This window comes from Mesorhizobium sp. CNPSo 4684 (genome assembly GCF_057784315.1).
In genome coordinates, this window is sequence record NZ_JBWLUX010000026.1 from 50,223 (window position 1) to 69,305 (window position 19,083).

General features: G+C 63.6%; 20 protein-coding genes. 10 read left to right on the plus strand and 10 right to left on the minus strand.

Annotated features, from left to right (window positions below; translation table 11 throughout):
- Window positions 1-12: 12 nt before the first annotated feature.
- The 6 genes from AC04SG_RS23005 to mdh form a co-directional block, all read right to left on the minus strand.
- Window positions 13-3,000: a 2-oxoglutarate dehydrogenase E1 component gene (locus AC04SG_RS23005; RefSeq protein ID WP_352556939.1), complete on the minus strand. Its 2,988-nt coding sequence runs from the start codon at window positions 2,998-3,000 to the stop codon at window positions 13-15.
- Window positions 3,001-3,141: 141 nt separating this feature from the next.
- Complete coding sequence (sucD, locus tag AC04SG_RS23010) at window positions 3,142-4,044, minus strand: succinate--CoA ligase subunit alpha (protein WP_436262419.1); 903 nt, start codon at window positions 4,042-4,044, stop codon at window positions 3,142-3,144.
- Window positions 4,045-4,057: 13 nt separating this feature from the next.
- Window positions 4,058-4,552 carry a DUF1579 family protein gene (locus AC04SG_RS23015; protein WP_488552920.1) on the minus strand — a complete coding sequence of 165 codons (495 nt, stop codon included), beginning with the start codon at window positions 4,550-4,552 and terminating at the stop codon, window positions 4,058-4,060.
- A 2-nt stretch (window positions 4,553-4,554) separates the two neighbouring features.
- Window positions 4,555-4,926 (minus strand): cupin domain-containing protein, encoded by a 372-nt coding sequence (locus AC04SG_RS23020; protein WP_488552921.1) that lies wholly within the window; start codon window positions 4,924-4,926, stop codon window positions 4,555-4,557.
- A gap of 4 nt (window positions 4,927-4,930) precedes the next feature.
- Window positions 4,931-6,124 (minus strand): ADP-forming succinate--CoA ligase subunit beta, encoded by a 1,194-nt coding sequence (gene sucC, locus AC04SG_RS23025; protein ID WP_477341426.1) that lies wholly within the window; start codon window positions 6,122-6,124, stop codon window positions 4,931-4,933.
- Between the two features lie 18 nt (window positions 6,125-6,142).
- A complete protein-coding gene (gene mdh, locus AC04SG_RS23030) occupies window positions 6,143-7,111 on the minus strand; it encodes a malate dehydrogenase (RefSeq protein ID WP_112560100.1) in 969 nt (322 codons plus the stop codon).
- A 234-nt stretch (window positions 7,112-7,345) separates the two neighbouring features.
- On the opposite strand from mdh, the gene AC04SG_RS23035 reads away from it, so the two are divergent.
- The gene (locus AC04SG_RS23035; RefSeq protein WP_488552922.1) at window positions 7,346-7,765 is read left to right on the plus strand and encodes a GNAT family N-acetyltransferase; all 420 of its coding nucleotides are present in this window, start codon (window positions 7,346-7,348) and stop codon (window positions 7,763-7,765) included.
- A gap of 30 nt (window positions 7,766-7,795) precedes the next feature.
- Window positions 7,796-8,143 carry a hypothetical protein gene (locus tag AC04SG_RS23040; protein ID WP_488552923.1) on the plus strand — a complete coding sequence of 116 codons (348 nt, stop codon included), beginning with the start codon at window positions 7,796-7,798 and terminating at the stop codon, window positions 8,141-8,143.
- Here the strand turns inward: AC04SG_RS23040 and zapE are convergent.
- Together zapE and AC04SG_RS23050 are read right to left on the minus strand one after the other, a co-directional pair.
- Window positions 8,140-9,351 (minus strand): cell division protein ZapE, encoded by a 1,212-nt coding sequence (gene zapE / locus AC04SG_RS23045; protein WP_488552924.1) that lies wholly within the window; start codon window positions 9,349-9,351, stop codon window positions 8,140-8,142. The two genes, AC04SG_RS23040 and zapE, sit on opposite strands and share 4 nt — an antisense overlap.
- 30 nt (window positions 9,352-9,381) lie before the next feature.
- Window positions 9,382-9,921 carry an AprI/Inh family metalloprotease inhibitor gene (locus AC04SG_RS23050; protein WP_112560096.1) on the minus strand — a complete coding sequence of 180 codons (540 nt, stop codon included), beginning with the start codon at window positions 9,919-9,921 and terminating at the stop codon, window positions 9,382-9,384.
- Between the two features lie 274 nt (window positions 9,922-10,195).
- Between AC04SG_RS23050 and AC04SG_RS23055 the strand changes: the two genes are divergently transcribed.
- The 8 genes from AC04SG_RS23055 to AC04SG_RS23090 all read left to right on the plus strand — a co-directional run bounded on the left by AC04SG_RS23055 (window position 10,196) and on the right by AC04SG_RS23090 (window position 17,733).
- The gene (locus tag AC04SG_RS23055; RefSeq protein WP_488552925.1) at window positions 10,196-11,206 is read left to right on the plus strand and encodes an MBL fold metallo-hydrolase; all 1,011 of its coding nucleotides are present in this window, start codon (window positions 10,196-10,198) and stop codon (window positions 11,204-11,206) included.
- A 63-nt stretch (window positions 11,207-11,269) separates the two neighbouring features.
- Window positions 11,270-11,431, plus strand: a complete 162-nt coding sequence (locus tag AC04SG_RS23060; protein ID WP_112560094.1) for a DUF1328 family protein — start codon at window positions 11,270-11,272, stop codon at window positions 11,429-11,431.
- 72 nt (window positions 11,432-11,503) lie between these two features.
- Window positions 11,504-12,388 carry a diaminopimelate epimerase gene (gene dapF / locus AC04SG_RS23065; protein ID WP_192251249.1) on the plus strand — a complete coding sequence of 295 codons (885 nt, stop codon included), beginning with the start codon at window positions 11,504-11,506 and terminating at the stop codon, window positions 12,386-12,388.
- Window positions 12,388-13,692, plus strand: a complete 1,305-nt coding sequence (gene mtaB, locus AC04SG_RS23070) for a tRNA (N(6)-L-threonylcarbamoyladenosine(37)-C(2))-methylthiotransferase MtaB (RefSeq protein ID WP_488552926.1) — start codon at window positions 12,388-12,390, stop codon at window positions 13,690-13,692. The genes dapF and mtaB overlap by 1 nt, the downstream gene beginning before the upstream one ends.
- A 12-nt stretch (window positions 13,693-13,704) precedes the next feature.
- A complete protein-coding gene (gene ftsY / locus AC04SG_RS23075) occupies window positions 13,705-15,693 on the plus strand; it encodes a signal recognition particle-docking protein FtsY (protein ID WP_488552927.1) in 1,989 nt (662 codons plus the stop codon).
- A 61-nt stretch (window positions 15,694-15,754) separates the two neighbouring features.
- Window positions 15,755-16,426 (plus strand): septation protein A, encoded by a 672-nt coding sequence (locus AC04SG_RS23080; RefSeq protein ID WP_112560237.1) that lies wholly within the window; start codon window positions 15,755-15,757, stop codon window positions 16,424-16,426.
- A 92-nt stretch (window positions 16,427-16,518) separates the two neighbouring features.
- A complete protein-coding gene (locus AC04SG_RS23085; RefSeq protein WP_192251234.1) occupies window positions 16,519-17,139 on the plus strand; it encodes a pyridoxamine 5'-phosphate oxidase family protein in 621 nt (206 codons plus the stop codon).
- 60 nt (window positions 17,140-17,199) lie between these two features.
- Complete coding sequence (locus tag AC04SG_RS23090; RefSeq protein ID WP_488552928.1) at window positions 17,200-17,733, plus strand: NADPH-dependent FMN reductase; 534 nt, start codon at window positions 17,200-17,202, stop codon at window positions 17,731-17,733.
- A gap of 27 nt (window positions 17,734-17,760) precedes the next feature.
- Here the strand turns inward: AC04SG_RS23090 and AC04SG_RS23095 are convergent, their stop codons facing one another.
- Window positions 17,761-17,967, minus strand: coding sequence for a tautomerase family protein (locus AC04SG_RS23095; RefSeq protein ID WP_488552929.1), 207 nt, complete (start codon window positions 17,965-17,967; stop codon window positions 17,761-17,763).
- 165 nt (window positions 17,968-18,132) lie between these two features.
- Window positions 18,133-19,053: an SMP-30/gluconolactonase/LRE family protein gene (locus AC04SG_RS23100; protein WP_352556955.1), complete on the minus strand. Its 921-nt coding sequence runs from the start codon at window positions 19,051-19,053 to the stop codon at window positions 18,133-18,135.
- Window positions 19,054-19,083: the final 30 nt, after the last annotated feature.

Consider the following 19,083-nt stretch of genomic DNA (forward strand, 5'->3'; position numbering starts at 1 on the left):
CCCAATGCTGCTTTACTCACCGAGCGCGTCTTCGAGCAGGGCGGCGAGCTGCGCCAGATGCTTCGACATCAACCCGGTCGCCGGCGATGCCGCCGCCGGACGTCCGGTGTAGCGCACCCGCTGATGCTTGGCGTCGATATGCGCCAGCACCCATTCCAGATACGGATCGATGAATGACCAGGCGCCCATGTTCTTCGGCTCTTCCTGGCACCACACCATCTCGGCGTTGCGGAAACGCGACAGTTCGGTGATCAGCGCCTTGGCCGGGAACGGATAGAGCTGTTCGACGCGCAGCAGATAGATGTCGTTGATGCCGCGCTTCTCGCGCTCCTCATAGAGGTCGTAATAGACCTTGCCCGAGCACAGCACGACGCGGCGGATCTTGGAATCCTTGACCAGCTTGATCGCCTGGTTCTGCAATAGCTGGGCGTCGTCCCACAGCAGCCGGTGGAACGAGCTTTCGCCCGAAATCTCCGGCAACGTCGACACTGCCCGCTTGTGGCGCAGCAGCGACTTCGGCGTCATCAGGATCAGCGGCTTGCGGAAGTCGCGCTTCAGCTGCCGGCGCAATATGTGGAAGTAGTTGGCCGGCGTCGTGCAGTTGGCGACTTGCATATTGTCTTCGGCACAAAGCTGCAGGAAGCGTTCGAGACGCGCCGAGGAATGTTCCGGACCCTGGCCCTCATAGCCATGCGGCAGCAGGCAGACGAGGCCCGACATGCGCAGCCACTTGCGCTCGCCGCTGGAGATGAACTGGTCGAACACCACCTGGGCGCCGTTGGCGAAATCGCCGAACTGCGCTTCCCACAAGGTCAGCGCCTTCGGCTCGGCCAGGCTGTAGCCATATTCGAAGCCCAGCACCGCCTCTTCCGACAGCATCGAGTTGATGACTTCGTAGCCGGCCTGCGCCGCCGACAGATTGTTGAGCGGGATGTAGCGGGTCTCGTCGCGCTGGTCGTAGAGCACCGAATGGCGCTGCGAGAAGGTGCCGCGCTCGGAATCCTGGCCCGACAGACGGATCGGATTGCCGTCGAGGAGGATGGCGCCGAAAGCCAGCGCCTCGGCCGTCGACCAGTCGATGCCTTCGCCGGATTCGATCGCCTGGCGGCGGTTCTCGAGGAAGCGGATAATGGTCTTGTGTGCCTCGAAACCCTTCGGCACCTCGGTCAGCTTCTTGCCGATCTCCTTCAGCACCTTGACCGGCACGGCGGTCTTGCCGCGGCGCTGTTCGTCCTGGTTGTCGGCGGTGCGCAGGCCTGACCAGGCGCCATCCAGCCAGTCGGCCTTGTTTGGCTTGTAGTGCTGGCCGACTTCCCATTCGGATTCCAGATGCGCGCGCCAGTCGGCCTTCATCTTGTCGAGCTCGGCCTGGGTGATATGGCCTTCGGCGATCAGCCGGTCGCCATAGATCTGCACCGTCGTCTTGTGGTTGCGGATGTTGGCGTACATGATCGGCTGGGTGAAGGCCGGCTCATCGCCCTCATTGTGGCCGAAGCGGCGGTAGCAGAACATGTCCACCACCACCGGCTTGTGGAACTTCATGCGGAATTCGATCGCCACCTTGGCGGCATGGACCGTGGCTTCCGGATCGTCGCCATTGACGTGGAAGATCGGCGCCTCGATCATCTTGGCGACGTCGGACGGGTAGGGCGACGAGCGCGAGAAGCGCGGATTGGTGGTGAAGCCGATCTGGTTGTTGATGATGAAGTGCAGCGTGCCGGCGACGCGATGGCCGCGCAGGCCCGACAGGCCGAGGATTTCGGCAATCACGCCCTGGCCGGCGAAGGCGGCGTCGCCATGCAGAAGCAGCGGCAGCACCTTGGCGCGTTCTTCCAGCGGGACGATCTCCTCGCGGCTGCGGCCAAACAGATAGTCCTGCTTGGCGCGCGCCTTGCCCATCACCACCGGATCGACGATTTCCAGATGCGAAGGGTTGGCGGTCAGCGACAGGTGCACCTTGTTGCCGTCGAACTCGCGGTCCGACGAGGCGCCGAGATGGTACTTGACGTCGCCCGAGCCCTCGACCTCGTCGGGAGCGGCCGAGCCGCCCTTGAACTCGTGGAAGATGGCGCGGTGCGGCTTGGCCATCACCTGGGAGAGCACGTTGAGCCGGCCGCGATGCGCCATGCCGAGCACGATCTCCTTCATGCCGAGCTGGCCGCCGCGCTTGATGATCTGCTCCAGCGCCGGGATCAGCCCCTCACTGCCATCGAGGCCGAAGCGCTTGGTGCCCTTGTACTTGACGTCGATAAACTGCTCGAAGCCTTCGGCCTCGACCAGCTTCTGCAGGATCGCCTTCTTGCCGGTGGCGGTGAAGGAGATCTCCTTGTCGGTGCCTTCGATGCGGGCCTGGATCCAGGCCTTTTCCTCGGGATCGGAGATGTGCATGAACTCGACGCCAAGCGTCGAGCAATAGGTGCGGGTGAGAATCTCCAGCATCTGCCGGATGGTGCCGAATTCGAGGCCGAGCACATTGTCGAGGAAGATCGGCCGGTCGTAGTCGGCAGCGGTAAAACCGTAATTCTCCGGCGATAGCTCGTTATAGTCCTCGAGCGGCTTGGCGATGCCGAGCGGGTCGAGATTGGCGTGCAGATGGCCGCGCATGCGGTAGGCGCGGATCATCATGATGGCGCGCACGGAATCGCGCGTCGCCTGATGCACGTCGGCATCCGACAGCACCACGCCGTTGGTGACCGCCCTGTCCTTGACCTTCTTTTCAACTGTCCTCTCGACCAGGCCCCAATTGCCGTCGAGCGCCGACACCAGTTCGCCATTGGCCTGCAGCGGCCAGGAAGGCCTTGCCCAGGAGGCGCCCTTGGCGTTCTTGCGCACATCGCCGGCGTCGTCCTTCAGTGCCGCGAAGAAGTCCTGCCATTCGGGGTTTACCGACTCCGGATCGTCCTCATAGGACGCGTAGAGCGCGTCGATGTAGTCGGCATTGCCGCCATAGAGGAATGAGGTGAGTGAAAACTGGTCGTTGGCCTGATCTTGTCTTGCCATTTTGTCTGCGGAGCCTGGCTCCGTCTCCTTTGTTGGAGGGGAGTAGGGCAGTAGGGGAATAGGGCAGTAAGGAAAGCGAGCCGCGCTCGTCCCGTCTGTCTTATTCCCCTACTGCCATACTGCCCTACTCCCTTACTGCCTTTAGCCCTTGATCGCCTCGACCAGGGTCGTGCCCAGCCGTGCCGGTGACGGCGATACTTTGATGCCGGCCGATTCCATTGCCGCGATCTTGTCTTCCGCGCCGCCCTTGCCGCCGGAGATGACCGCGCCCGCATGGCCCATGGTGCGGCCGGCCGGCGCGGTGCGCCCGGCAATGAAGCCCGCCATCGGTTTCTTGCGGCCGCGCTTGGCCTCGTCCTTGAGGAACTGCGCGGCGTCTTCCTCGGCCGAACCGCCGATCTCGCCGATCATGATGATCGACTTGGTCTCGTCGTCGGCGAGGAACATCTCCAGCACATCGATGAACTCCGTGCCTTTGACGGGGTCGCCGCCAATGCCGACAGCGGTGGTCTGGCCGAGGCCGACATTGGTGGTCTGGAAGACCGCCTCATAGGTAAGCGTTCCCGAGCGCGAAACAACGCCGACCGAGCCCTTGCGGAAGATGTTTCCGGGCATGATGCCGATCTTGCATTCGTCGGGGGTGAGCACGCCCGGGCAGTTCGGCCCGATCAGCCGCGAGGTCGAGCGGTCGAGCCGCGCCTTGACCCTGACCATGTCCATCACCGGAATGCCTTCGGTGATGCAGACGATCAGCGGGATCTCGGCTTCGATCGCTTCCAGGATCGCTTCGGCAGCACCCGCCGGCGGCACATAGACGACCGAGGCATTGGCGCCGGTCTTGGCCTTGCCCTCGGCAACGCTGGCAAAGATCGGCAGGCTTTCGCCCTTGGCGCCGGTCCAGGTCTCGCCACCCTTCTTGGGATGGATGCCGCCCACCATCTTGGTGCCGTGATAGGCCAGCGCCTGTTCGGTGTGGAACGTGCCGGTCTTGCCGGTCAGGCCCTGAACCAGCACCTTGGTGTTCTTGTCGATGAGAATGGACATCGGAGCCCTTTTTCTAAAAGTTGATCGAGGAAGGCGAGACGCGCCGGTAGACGCCGCTCACCATGTCTTGCCAGCTGTCGCTGCCGGCAGGTTTGAAATGCAGTCGCATGCGGTAGGCATCGGCATCATCGAAGATATAGGTCACCCGAGCTGAGCCGCGGGGTGACGACCGCTCCAGAGTGAGCTCTGAGCCGTTCCATGTGCCCGTGGCCGGAGATGCCGGCACAAAGCCCATCGAATCGAACTGGTGCATGGTGACGAGGCTGTTTGGCTGGTCGAAGCCGAACACGCTGTGCGACCCGAATGAGACCGTGCCGTCGCGGCGCTGGCGATAGCGCTGCACCACGAACAGCCCGCCGAACTGCGCCTCCGCCAGCACGTCCGAAGTGGCCGCGCCGCCATCGGCCCATTGCGTTTCTGCGACCTCTTCCTCGCCGCGCCACGCACCGACCAGCGCCTGCAGGCGCTGGTGATCGGCCGAGAGCGAGGAGAAGGGTGACGCGTTCATGGTCAGAGCCGCTTCAGGTCGGTGACGGTGAGGGCGCTCTTGGCGTTGCCGGTGTTGAGCGTCGTTGCCGGCTCGAACATCAGCACCACCGGCTCCGCGGTCAGCGACCGTGGCCGATGCTCGACGCCCTTCGGCACGACGATGAAATCGCCCTCGCCGAGCTCGACCGGTCCGTCGCGGAAATCGATGGCAATGCGCCCGCGCAACACGAGGAAGGCCTCGTCCTCATGCTCATGCGCATGCCAGTCGAAGGTCTCACCAAACTTGGCGACCTTGGCCTGGCTGTCATTGACGTCGCCGGCAATATGCGGATCGAAGACCTTCTTGATCTTCTGATCCGCCGCCTCGACCAGGTTTATCTTGCGCGGAGGCATCCGCTCAGCCCTTCACCGCTGCCACGATCTTCTTGGCTGCGTCGTCGAGGTCATCGGCCGACACGACATTCAAGCCGCTGTCGTTGATGATCTTCTTGCCGAGCTCGGCATTGGTGCCTTCGAGGCGCACCACCAGCGGCACTTGCAGGCCGACTTCCTTGACCGCGGCAATCACGCCCTCGGCAATGATGTCGCACTTCATGATGCCGCCGAAGATGTTGATCAGGATGCCTTTGACGGCCGGGTCCTTGGTGATGATCTTGAACGCCGCCGTCACCTTCTCCTTCGACGCGCCGCCGCCGACATCGAGGAAGTTGGCGGGCTCGGCGCCGTAGAGCTTGATGATGTCCATCGTCGCCATGGCAAGGCCTGCGCCGTTGACCATGCAGCCGATATTGCCGTCGAGCGCGACATAGGCGAGGTCGTATTTCGACGCCTCGATCTCCTTCTCGTCCTCTTCGGTGGTGTCGCGCAGTTCCATCAGCTCGGGGTGGCGAAACAGCGCGTTGTTGTCGAACGACACTTTGGCGTCGAGCACGCGCAGCCGGCCGTTCTTCATCACGATCAGCGGATTGACCTCGAGCAGGCTCATGTCCTTTTCGACAAAGGCCTTGTAGAGGATCGGGAACAGCGTTGCGGCATCCTTGGCGGCGTCGCCAGTGAGCCCCAGCGCTTCCACCAATATGTCGACGTCGATGGTCGTCACGCCTGCCAGCGGGTCGATGGCGCGGGTGATGATCTTTTCCGGGGTGTCGTGGGCGACGCCTTCAATGTCCATGCCGCCTTCGGTCGAGACGACGAAGGCGATGCGGCCAACCGCGCGGTCGACCAGGATCGACAGATAAAGCTCGCGCTCGATGTCGGCGCCGTCCTCGATGTACAGCCGATTGACCTGCTTGCCGGCCGGTCCCGTCTGCTTGGTCACCAGCGTGTGGCCAAGCATCTCATTGGCATTGGCGACGACATCGGCCACCGACTTGGCCAGCCGCACACCGCCCTTGGCGTCCGGGCCAAGCTCCTTGAACTTGCCCTTGCCGCGGCCGCCGGCATGGATCTGGCTCTTCACCACATAGAGTGGGCCGGGCAGCGCTTGTGCCGCGGCTTCCGCCTCGCTCGCCTTGAACACCGGCACGCCTTCGGCCACCGGCGCGCCAAAGCTCTTCAGCAGCGCCTTGCCTTGATATTCATGGATGTTCATCTGAATGGTCTCCGGGGATCACTTCGAGGCGAGATGCGGGGCGATCTTGACGCAGGCCTCGGTCAGGCCCTGCACCGTCGCCACCGAGGCGTCGAACATCTTCTGCTCGCTCTTGTTGAGGTCGATCTCGATGATGCGCTCGACGCCGCCGGCGCCGATCACCACGGGAACGCCGACATAGGTGCCCTTAACGCCATACTGGCCCGAGAGATGCGCAGCACAAGGCAGCACGCGCTTCTTGTCCTTGAGATAGGATTCGGCCATCGAGATCGCGGAAGCCGCCGGCGCGTAGAAGGCCGAGCCGGTCTTCAAGAGGCCGACGATCTCGGCGCCGCCGTCGCGGGTGCGCTGGACGATCTGGTCGAGCTTTTCCTTCGAGGTCCAGCCCATCTTGATGAGGTCGGGCAGCGGAATGCCCGACACCGTCGAATAGCGGATCATCGGCACCATGGAATCGCCGTGGCCGCCGAGCACGAAGGCGGTGACGTCTTCGACCGAGACCTTGAACTCTTCGGCGAGGAAATAGCGGAAGCGCGCGCTGTCGAGCACGCCGGCCATGCCGACCACATGCGTCTTGGGCAGGCCGGAGAACTTCTGCAGCGCCCAGACCATGGCGTCGAGCGGGTTGGTGATGCAGATGACGAAGGCCTTCGGCGCGTATTTCTTCAGGCCGGCACCGACCTGTTCCATGACCTTGAGGTTGATGCCGAGCAGATCGTCGCGGCTCATGCCCGGCTTGCGCGGCACGCCGGCGGTGACGATGCAGACGTCGGCGCCCTCGATGCCGGCATAGTCATTGACGCCGGTCAGCCGGGAATCGAAGCCGTCGACCGGCGAAGACTGCGCGATATCGAGCCCCTTGCCTTGCGGAATGCCCTCGGCAATATCGAACAGCACCACGTCGCCGAGGTCCTTGAGGCCGATCATGTGAGCCAGCGTGCCGCCGATCATGCCGGAGCCGATGAGCGCTATCTTGTTGCGTGCCATGTGAGGAAATTTTCCCTTTGTCTGTGACGACGCCCAGATCTGTGGCGATCTGGTTGACGGCGTCGAGGAAGAGGCCGGAAGGCTGCGGGATCCGCGAGATTTCGCCGCATCCAGTAGCCCTGGTGGAAAATATATTCAATCGATTATTTTCGAGTGAATAATTTCAATCGGTTAGAAACATCGGGATTTACGTAAACGTCAAAGTTTGTAAACCGACTTGAGAGGTTTTACACAATGAACGTGGAAATCAGAAGACTATATGCCGGCGATGACGCCCTTGTGAAGCGGATCGCCGAAGACGTGTTCGACGAGCCGGTGCGCGCCGACAGGCTTGCCGCCTATCTTGCCGCACCAGGCCATTTCATGATTGTGGCACTGTCCGAAAATGTCGTCGTCGGCCAGTGCGCCGCCGTCATCCACCGCCACCCCGACAAAGCCAGCGAACTCTACATCGACGAGGTCGGCGTGTCCCCGGCCTTCCAGCGCCAGGGCATCGCCCGAAAGATGCTGGATGCGATGTTCATGATCGGGCGCGAACAGGGCTGTGAAGAGGCATGGGTCGGCACCGAGCCGGACAATGTTGCGGCGCGCTCGCTTTATGAGTCGCGCGGTGCAGTAGCCGAGCCATTCGTGATGTATGTCTACAGGCTCTAGAATGCCGCCACGACAACAGGGAGGTTAGCCATGACTGAGACAGAACCGCTCATTCTGCGTCGCTGGTCGTCCGTCATCCGTACACAGGATCGCGTTGCCTATGCCGCCTACGTCGAGAGGACGGGAGGCCTCGACTACGCGGCTACGGCCGGCAATCGCGGTTTCCAGATGCTTATGCGCGATCGCGACGATGACTCGACGGAGATCGTCACATTGAGCTGGTGGTCATCAATGGACGCCGTGCGAAGCTTTGCCGGGGATGCACCCGAACTGGCCCGCTACTATCCCGAAGACGATCGCTACCTTCTGGAAAAGCCCGAATTCGTCGACCACTACACGGTTGTTGCCGGAACCTTGCCGCCCCATTTGAAGGCTTAGGCCATCGCGACCGGAGGCTCGCTATGCCTGCCTTCGGGCTTCTGCGCCTTCTGCCGTTCCGCCCAGTCTTCCAGCCAGTCGCGGCTTTGCATCTCGATCAGCCGTGAGGCGGTGCGTTCGAATTCGAACACCTCGACGCCGCGCTTGGCCGTATAAAGCTCAGACGGCGCGGCCTCGGCGCTGACAACCAGCCGCGTGTGGTGATCGTAGAGCGTATCGATCAACAGGATGAAGCGTTTGGCCTCGTTGCGCCTGCCTTCGCCGAGCACCGGCACGCGATCGATGAAGATGGTTGAGAAGCGGCCGGCAATGGCCAGGAAATCGCGGGCGCCAAGCGGCTTTTCGCAGAGATCGGCGAAGGAAAACCGCGCCGTGTCGCCCGCAGCGGCCGGCACCACCACCTGCCTGCCCTTCACCGCCAGGGTGGTCTCGACGACGGGCGCGCCGCGTGTCATCGCCTGCCAGGCCTCGTCCAGCATACGGTCGGCCTCGGCATCCGCCGGGGTGACATAGACAGGCGTGCGCGCCAGTTTTTCCAGCCGGTAGTCCTTGTCGGCATCGAGTGTCAGCACCTGGGCGTGACGCTCGAGAATGCTGATGAAGGGCAGGAAGAGCTGGCGGTTCAGCCCGTCGCGATAGAGGTTTTCGGGCGCGACATTGGAGGTGGCGACCAGCACCACGCCGTTGGCAAACAGCGCCGAAAATAGCCGCGACAGGATCATCGCATCGGCAATGTCGGTGACCGAAAACTCGTCGAAGCACAGCACCCAGGCCTGTTCGGCAAGCTGGAGCGCGACCGGCGGGATCGGATCGTCCTCCTTGGCGTCGCCATTCTTGCGCGCCTGCCGGTGCTTCTGGATGCGGTCCTGCACATCGGCCATGAAGTCGTTGAAATGGACACGGCGCTTGCGGCGGACCGGCAGCAGTTCGAAGAACAAGTCCATCAGCATGGTCTTGCCGCGGCCGACGCCACCATGGATGTAGAGGCCCTTGACGACCTCGCGCGTCTCGCGCTTGCGGGCAAACAGCCAGCCGAGCGCACTCGACTTCTGCGCCAGCCGCTTGACCGAGATCTCATCGGTCAGCCGGTCGAGTGCGGCTGCGATGCGCTCCTGCGCCGGATCGCGTTCGACAGCGCCGGTGTCGACCAGATGGTCGTAGCGCTGCCTGACGGTCGCATGGGTCAGGAGGCCGTCACGCAGATGCATCGGTCACGTCGCTGTCTAGGGATAGGCAGCTTATCTTGTAAGCGAAATCGGCAAGCCGGTGGAAGTCTGGCCGTCGAATTTCGAACCGCCCGACGAATAGAGCCGCGCCAGGGTGCCGCCATTCTCGTCATAGAGCGTCAGCTGCTTGCCGGCGACGTTCCACGACTTGATGCCGTCGATGGGTGCGGGGCAATGCAACGGTCCGGCGCGATAGCCAGCGCCGAATTTGGTCTGTGGCGTCGCCACCTTGCAGCTCTGTCCGGACACGCTGGCGTTCCAGACGCCGGCGACGCTGGCCGCGGTGAGGTCGGTTGCGCCCGCAGGCGCCGATCCATCCGGCGGCAGCGAGGCGACCTGAGTGCCGGCCGGCGCCGTCGGGAATTGCGATGGGTCGGTAGTGCCCGGCGCTGCCGGCGGCGGCAGCTGGCTTCCGCTCACCGTACCGGCGGGCGCGGGCTGCAGCGGCGCCGGCTGCTGGTCATCCATCGATGAAAAACGCGAGGTCGAACAGCCGCTTGCAAACAGCGCTGCCAGCGATACGGCCACCAGGCCGCTTCTTGAAAATGTCATGTCAACCTCCGTCGGATCCGGCTGGGGGGAAGCCGTCCGCACACTCTCACCCTCACCAAGATGGAGAAGGTGGCGAAATTTCAACCCGATATGGTTAAAATAGGGTTTGCAGCAAGAATTGTTGCAAATTTATCGCAAAATGGCTGGCGGACGAGGGCGTGCCTTGGCTCTAGCGCGGTTCTAACCGGTAGATTGCTTGCGATAGCGGCACCTGCTTGCGCCGGAGGCCCTCGTCCCTATCTAGCAAGGACAGAAACCTGCCGGAGCCGAAACCGTGGCCGCGAGAAAGAGAGCCGCCAACCGCTATTACAGCGGCCCGCCCAGCGACCATTTCGACGGTACTCTCTTCTTCAATCCCGACGGCCAGATGCCCGGCCGCTTCACAGATCTGCTCAAATGGCAGCTGAGCGGCGAGCGTTCGAAATGGCCGGCAGCCAATCCGAGTCCATTTGAACCAACGGAGCCGGCGGCGCGCATCGACAGCGACGGGCTGCGCCTGACCATGGTCGGCCACTCCACACTGCTGATCCAGACCGGTGGCCTCAACATCCTCACCGACCCGGTGTGGTCGCCGCGCGTGTCGCCGCTCTCCTTTGCCGGACCTAGGCGCGTCAACGCGCCGGGCATCGCGTTTTCCCGCCTGCCGCCGATCGACCTGGTGCTGGTCAGCCACAACCATTACGACCATCTCGACCTTGCCACGCTCAAGCGGCTGAAGGCGAAGCACGATCCGCTTGTGCTGACGCCGCTCGGCAATGATGCCATCATCGATAGCGCCGTGCCGGGCATGCGAACGACGGCGCATGACTGGGGCGAGCGTGTCGAGATTACCAAGGACATCGCCGTCCATGTCGAGCCGGTGCATCACTGGTCGGCGCGTGGCGCGCGCGACCGCCGCATGGCGCTGTGGGCTGGCTTCGTCGTCGAAACCCCCGCCGGAAAGATCTATTTCGCCGGCGACACCGGTTTCCATGGCGGCGCCAACTACCGGCTGATGGCCGAGAAACATGGCGGTTTCCGCCTCGCCATCCTGCCGATCGGCGCCTACGAGCCGCGCTGGTTCATGGCGCCGCAACATCAGAATCCGGAAGAAGCGGTGCAAGGCATGCAGCTGTGCAATGCGGCTCACGCCGCAGGCTGCCACTGGGGCACCTTCCATCTCACCGACGAACCGATCGACGAGCCGGTCCAAAAACTGGCCGAAGCGCTGAAGGCGAAGGGCGTGCCGCAGGAGCGGTTCCGCGCCCTGCGGCCGGGCGAAATCTGGGACGTGCCGGAGGTCTAGGGAAGGAACCCAACGGGCCAAAACGCGTTGTTTGCGCAACGCAATTTGGCCGGGAGCCTTTCCATGATCAAATGGATCATCATTCTTCTGATCGTCGCCGCCGCCGCGAGCCTGCTCGGCATGCCGGCGCTGGCGGGCGCCGCCGCCACCGGCGCGCGCATCCTCATCGGCATCGTTCTCGTCATCTTCCTGCTGATCGTGCTCGGCGTCTTTGCCGTGACCTGAGACCCGTCGCACTGGTAATTCCCGCCCGTTTCCGCCATATAGCGGCAAAACGGACAGGAACTACTGGAAGCTATGGCAGGCACGGCCCCCTTCGCCAAGATGAACGGCATCGGCAACGAGATCATCGTTGCCGACATGCGCGGCCGTGCCGATCGAGTGACGGCAGCGTCGGCTGTCGCGCTCAACGCCGATGCGGCGACCAGGTTCGACCAGATCATGGCCATCCATGACGCCCGCACGCCCGGCACCGCCTACTACATCGACATATTGAATTCCGACGGCTCGGGCGCACAGGCCTGCGGCAACGGCATGCGCTGCGTCGTCCAGGCGCTGGCCGCCGAAACCGGCCAGAAGAACTTCACCTTCGAGACCCGCGCCGGCATCCTCAACGCCGTCGAGCACGCTGACGGCACCATCTCGGTCGACATGGGCACGCCGCGCTTCGGCTGGCAGGATATTCCGCTGGCGGAAGAGTTTCGCGACACCCGCATGATCGAATTGCAGATCGGCCCGATCGACGCGCCGGTGCTGCATTCGCCTTCGGCTCTCTCGATGGGCAACCCGCACGCCATCTTCTGGGTCGATCGCGACGTCTGGTCCTACGAGCTCGAGCGTTTCGGGCCGCTGCTCGAAAACCATCCGATCTTCCCCGAGCGCGCCAACATCACAATCGCACAGGTGACGTCGCCGGAGACGATGATCATCCGCACCTGGGAGCGCGGCGCCGGCCTGACCAAGGCCTGCGGCTCGGCCGCTTGCGCAGCGGTAGTCGCCGCAGCCCGCACCCGGCGCACCGGCCGCAGCGTCACGCTGATGACGCCAGGCGGCGGCTCGCTGCATGTCGAATGGCGCGAAGACGACCACGTTATCCTGACCGGCGCTGCCGAATGGGAGTTTTCCGGCAGTTTCGATCCGTCGACCGGAAGCTGGGCTCGCGACACTGAAAGCGCGGCCTGATGTCTGGTCTTGCCAACGCAAAAGGCATAGACGTCGTCACCTTCGGCTGCCGCCTCAACACCTATGAATCCGAGGTGATGCGTCGCGAAGCCGAAAGTGCCGGCCTCGGCGCGCTCGCAGGCGGCGCCATCATCTTCAACACCTGCGCCGTCACCTCGGAAGCGGTGCGCCAGGCCAAGCAGTCGATCCGCAAGGCCCGCCGCGAAAACCCGCAGGCGCGCATCATCGTCACCGGCTGCGCGGCGCAGACCGAACCGCAGAATTTTGCCGCCATGGACGAGGTCGATCTCGTGCTCGGCAATGAGGAGAAGTTGAAGGCGAACTCCTACCGCGCGCTGCCGGATTTCGGCGTCAACGACACCGAGAAGGCGCGCGTCAACGACATTTTCTCGGTGCGCGAGACCGCTGGTCACATGGTCGACGCCATAGAGGGCCGGGCGCGTGCCTTCGTCCAGGTGCAGAATGGCTGCGACCATCGCTGCACCTTCTGCATCATCCCCTATGGCCGCGGCAATTCACGCTCGGTGCCAATGGGCGCCGTGGTCGAGCAGGTCAAAAGGCTCGCCGGCAATGGCTATGCCGAAATCGTGCTGACCGGCGTCGACATGACCAGCTTCGGCGCCGATCTGCCGGGTGCGCCGAAACTCGGCAAGCTGGTGAAGACGATCCTCAAGCAGGTGCCCGACGTGAAGCGGCTGCGGCTGTCCTCCATCGATTCGATCGAGGCCGATGACGAATTGCTTGATGCCATTGCCACCGAGCCCAGGCTGATGCCGCATCTGCACCTGTCGCTGCAGTCGGGCGACGACATGATTTTGAAGCGCATGAAGCGCCGCCATTTGCGCGACCAGTCGATCCGCTTCTGCGAGGATGTGCGCAGGCTGCGTCCCGGCATCGTCTTCGGCGCCGACATCATCGCCGGCTTTCCGACCGAGACCGAGGACATGTTCGAGAATTCGATAAAGATCGTCGAGGAATGCGGGTTGACGCATCTGCATGTCTTCCCGTTCTCGCCCCGCGAAGGCACGCCCGCCGCGCGCATGCCGCAGGTCCGCCGCGAATTGGTGAAGCAGCGCGCCGCAAGGCTGCGCGCCGCCGGCGAGGCCGCATATCGCCGCAATCTCGCTTCGCTTCCCGGAACGCGGCAGTCGATCCTGATCGAGCGCGACGGCCTAGGCCGCACCGAAGGGTTCACGCTCGCCGCCATCGCCGCCGGTGCGCCGGGCGAGATCGTCGAGGCCACCATTACCGGCCATGACGGTACGCGCCTGCTTGCGGCGCCGCTCGCTGCCCGCGCCGCCTGAGACGATTGAAGCATGGCCGGTTTTTTCAAGAAGATATTTTCGTTCGGCAAGAAGGAAGTCGTCGAGGAGCGCATCGACGAAACCGCCCCGCTGCCGCCGATCAAATGGGATGCGCTTGAAGCGCTGAAGCCGGCCGCCGAGCAGGTCGTTCCGGAGTTTTTGAAGCGCGAGGAGGCGCCAGCGCCCCACCCTCCCCTCGATGGGGAGGGTCGCCACGAAGTGGCGGGGAGGGGTGACAGCGCCGACGCCGATCACCCCCAAGCTTCGCTTGGGACCTCCTCCCCCATCGAGGGGGAGGTAAAGGCAGCGCCGGAGCCGGCGCCCGAGGAGCCGAAGCCCGAACCAGCGCCGACCATTCCGCCGGCACCGGAACCGGCCGTTCCCTCGGAGCCCGAACCTCTGCCGGCACCCGCGCCGCAAGAGGAGCCCGCGCCTACGCCGGAGACACCCGAGCCGCCGGCGCCTGAAGAGGTTCCTGCACCGCCATCCGTTCCGGAGCCCGAACCCGAGCCGAAGCCGCAGGAAGTTCCGCCCCCAGCTCCGGCCAGGCCGGAGATCGAACCGGCGCGCCCGGAACCTAAGCCAGAACCCGCGCCAGTCGAAGTTCCTGCACCTGTTGAGGTGCCGGCCGAGACGCCGGCGCCGATCGAGGTGCCACAACCGCCGGCACCTCCCGCGCAGCCAACTTCAGAGGCGAGCGCCGCCCCTCATCCGCCTGCCGGCACCTTCTCCCCGTATAGTGACGGGGAGAAGGAAGCTGAATCGAACTCCGCGGCTCCCCCTGCAAATATCGAAGAAGAAGCCGCAACACTGACGCCCCCCTCTCCCCGCCCCTTGCGGAGAGAGGGTAAGGGTGAGGGGCAGCGCGAACCTGCGAAAGGATCAGCAGCAGCGGTTGAAGCCCCCGCAGCTGAAATTGTTCCACCCATTCGCCAACCGGATCCGGTTGAGCCGCAGCCTATCCTTGCTGAAATTGCGCCCGAGCCGCAGCCCACCCCACCGCCGCCGACTCCAGGCAAGGTGACCGTCACCAAGAAAGTCGAGCAGAAGGCTGAGCCGGTCAAGGCGCCGGAACCGACGCCGCGTCGTTCGTGGTTCCAGCGCATGCGCGACGGGCTGGCGCGGTCGTCGCGCGAGCTCACCGGCAACATTGCCGGCGTCTTCACCAAGCGCAAGCTGGATGAGGACACGCTGCAGGACTTGGAGGACGTGCTGATCCGCGCCGATCTCGGTATGGAAACAGCCTTGCGCGTCACCGATGCTCTCGCTGCCAGTCGCTACGGCAAGGATGTCTCCGACGCAGATGTCCGCACCATCATGGCTGCCGAGGTCGAGAAGGTGCTGACCCATGTCGCCATGCCGCTGGAGCTCGACCTTTCGCACAAGCCGCATGTCATCCTGGTCGTCGGCGTCAACGGCACCGGCAAGACCACGACCATCGGCAAGCTGGCGGCAAAACTGACCGATGGCGGCCTGTCGGTGATGCTCGCCGCCGGCGACACGTTTCGCGCTGCAGCCATCGAGCAATTGAAGATCTGGGGTGAGCGGACGAAATCGCCGGTCATCGCCTCCAAGATCGGCGCCGATGCCGCCGGCCTTGCCTACGACGCCTTCGAACGCGCGAAAGAGGCCGGTTCCGATGTGCTGATCATCGACACCGCCGGCCGGCTTCAGAACAAGACCGAACTGATGGCCGAGCTGGAAAAGATCGTGCGCGTGCTCGGCAAGCTCGATCCGGAAGCGCCGCACACCGTGCTGCAGACGGTCGACGCCACCACCGGCCAGAATGCGCTCAACCAGGTCGAGATCTTCCGCAATGTCGCCGGCGTCAACGGCCTGGTGATGACCAAGCTGGACGGCACGGCGCGCGGCGGTATTCTGGTGGCGATCGCGGCAAAGCATAAACTGCCGGTCTATTTCATCGGCGTCGGCGAACAGGTCGATGACCTCGAACCATTCTCGGCCAGCGAATTCGCCAGGGCGATCGCGGGCGTAGCGTAACAGGCAATGATCTCGAAGAGCTGACGGCTTTTTGGACAAGATCATGCGTCAGAAGGAAATCATGAACCCTCCCATCCTCGAACGCGACCCGTCCGACCCGCAAAAGAAGAAGGAAAGCGTCAATCCGCTGCTCAAGCTGGTGCTGGAACTCGGGCCGCTGATGGTGTTCTTCTTCGCCAATGCGCGCGGCGCCTGGCTGGTCGAGAAATTTCCGGTGCTGGCCGAATTCGGCGGGCCGATCTTCGTCGCCACCGGCCTGTTCATGGCCGCGACCGCAATCGCGCTGATCGCCTCCTGGCTACTGATGCGCACCTTGCCGATCATGCCGATGGTCTCGGGCGTCGTCGTCTTCATCTTCGGCGCGCTGACGCTCTATCTGCAGGACGACGTCTTCATCAAGATGAAGCCGACCATCGTCAACACGCTGTTCGGCGGCGTGCTGCTTGGCGGCCTGTATTTCGGCCGCTCGCTGCTCGGCTATGTCTTCGATTCGGCCTTTCGCCTCGATGCCGAAGGCTGGCGCAAGCTGACCTTCCGCTGGGGCCTGTTCTTCCTGTTCCTGGCTCTTGCCAATGAAGTGGTGTGGCGGAATTTTTCGACCGACTTCTGGGTTACCTTCAAGGTCTGGGGCATCATGCCGATCACGCTGCTGTTCACCTTCAGCCAGATGCCGCTGATCCTGCGCCATTCGATCGAGGATAAGACCGAGAAGGTGGAAGAAGCAGGCAAGTAGAGCAATTCCGGGAAAAGTGTGTAGCGGTTTTCCCGGGAAAAGCGCGTAGCGCTTTCCCTTGGGAATTGCGCTGGAATTGGAGGAGAGGGGCCATGGAATTCGTCACCACAAGCGACGAGTTGAGGACAATCTACAAGACGCCGCGGCCGACCGACGCCTCGATGCGCAAGGAGCTCAGGGCACTCGACGGCCACTGCCGCTCCTTCATCGGCAAGAGCCCCTTCGTGCTGATTGGTTCTTCCGATAACGCCGGCAATGCCGACGTGACGCCGAAAGGCGACAGGCCCGGCTTCGCCCTTGTCCTCGATGACAAGACCATCGCCATCCCCGACCGGCCCGGCAACAACCGGCTCGACACGCTGGAAAACATCTTGCTCAACCCTTCGGTCGGGCTGCTGTTCCTCATCCCCGGCATGAACGAAACGCTGCGCATCAATGGCGACGCCCGCATCACCGTCGATGCGGATTTGCGTGAGCGCCTCACCGTCGACGGCAAGCAGCCGCAAAGCGTCGTCGTGGTGAGCGTCAAGGCCGCCTACATGCATTGCGCCAAGGCCTTCATGCGCTCGCAATTGTGGAAGCCGGACAGCTGGTACGACCGCGCGACGCTGCCGACGCTCGGCCAGATCCTGTCCGATCAGATGGCGCATGCCGAAACGCCCGATGATTTCGACCGCTCACTGGACGAGGCCTACAGCAAGACCCTGTGGTAGATTTCGGGCACGATTCGCCATTCCGGCCCCTTGCCCGGTTCTCCCTTGCCCGGTTTTCCCGTGATCGAACTCCTCGCTATCTCCGGCAGTCTGCGCGCTGCCTCGACCAATTCGGCGCTGCTCGTGGCGCTGGCCGCGAACGCGCCTTCGGATTGCCGCTTAGCTGTTTATGACGGGCTCGGCCTCTTGCCGATCTTCAACCCGGATGACGAAGGCGAGCGCACGCCACGCGAAGCCGCACGGCTGATCGGGGCCGTCACCAGCGCCGACGGCATTATCGTTTCCTGCCCCGAATATGCGCATGGCGTGCCGGGCGGCATGAAGAACGCGCTCGACTGGCTGGTCTCGCGCGACGCCGCCGTCGACAAGCCGGCCATGCTGGTGCACGCCTCCGCGCGCTCGCTCTACGCCCGCGCCGCGCTGGCTGAGATCATGCGGACGATGTCGTTTGCGCTCTGCGAGGAAACGTTCGAGATCGCGCTGCTGGGCAAGAAGCCGGCGGAGGTGGAGACGATCTTGGGCGAAGATGCGAACCGGCAGGCTATGCGCGACGTGGTGCAAGGGTTCGTGGATTTTATACGCGGGCGGCGGTGAGCGGCCTTCCCTTCTCCCACAAGGCGCCTACCCCTTCCGCAGCGTCTCGACATCGGTCTTGCCGACATACCAGTCGCGCGCATTGATCTCTTCGAACACCACCCAGACATCGTCGTTGCCGAGCCCGGTGGCGTCCATGATGGCCGCCGTTACCTTTCTAGCGATGTCAGCCTTCTTGCCCGCCGGATCAGCGGCGATCACTTCCTTGACGATGCGGATGTTGACGAATGGCATGACGTCCTCCCCTTGAATTGTGCCTGATATCGCGACTGGCAGACGGCTTAGGAATCCGCTCCGGCGAACCACTTGGCGGCGATTCCGGCAGCCGCAGCGCAACCGGCGTCGCGGGCATGCGCAGGAGCGCCATCAAGAGCCGCCAGAGAAGTGTTTCCAGCAGCCTCAATAGGTCTTGGCCCCGTTCACCATCAGCCGCACCATGTAAAGCGACGTCGTGCCGGCGATGTAGAGGCAGTTCAGCTTGTTGCCGCCGAACACGCAATTGGCGGTGACTTCCGGCACCTTGACCTTGCCGATCAGCGTGCCGTCGGGATCGTAGCAGTGGATGCCGTCGGCGGCGCTGGTCCAGATGCGGCCGGCCTCGTCGAGCCGGAAGCCGTCGAACAGGCCGGCCGTGCAGTCGGCGAACACCTTGCCGCCCGACACTTTCTTGCCGCCCTTGCCGATGTTGAAGACCCGCATATGCGCCGGGTTTTGTGCGCCATGGGTGCGGCCGGTGTCGACGACATAGAGCTGGCTTTCATCGAGCGAGAAGGCAAGCCCGTTCGGCCGGACCATGTCGGTGATGACAGCCTCGACCTCGCCGCTGTCGGGATCGACCCGGTAGACGTAGCAGGCGCCGATTTCGCTCTCGGCCTTGTCGCCCTCATAGTCAGTGTCGATGCCGTAGCTCGGATCAGTGAACCAGATCGAGCCGTCGGAGCGCACCACGACGTCATTTGGCGAATTCAGCCGCTTGCCTTTCCATTTGGCCGCGATGGTGGTGATCGAGCCGTCATACTCGGTGCGGCTGACGCGGCGGCCCGAATGCTCGCACGTCACCAGCCGGCCCTGGCGGTCGACGGTGTTGCCATTGGAATTGCCGGAGGGCTGACGGAACACGCTGACATTGCCGTCGGTCTCGTCATAGCGCAGCATGCGATTGTTGGGGATGTCGGACCAGACCACATAGCGGCCGGCAGCGAACCAGGCCGGCCCTTCCGCCCACTGACATCCGGTGAACAGTTTTTCCACCTGCGCGTTGCCATTGAACAGCCGCGCGAAACGCGGATCGAGAATTTCGTAATAGTCTGCGGCCGCCATGCTTTTCCTCCGGGCATCACGTGACGCGCG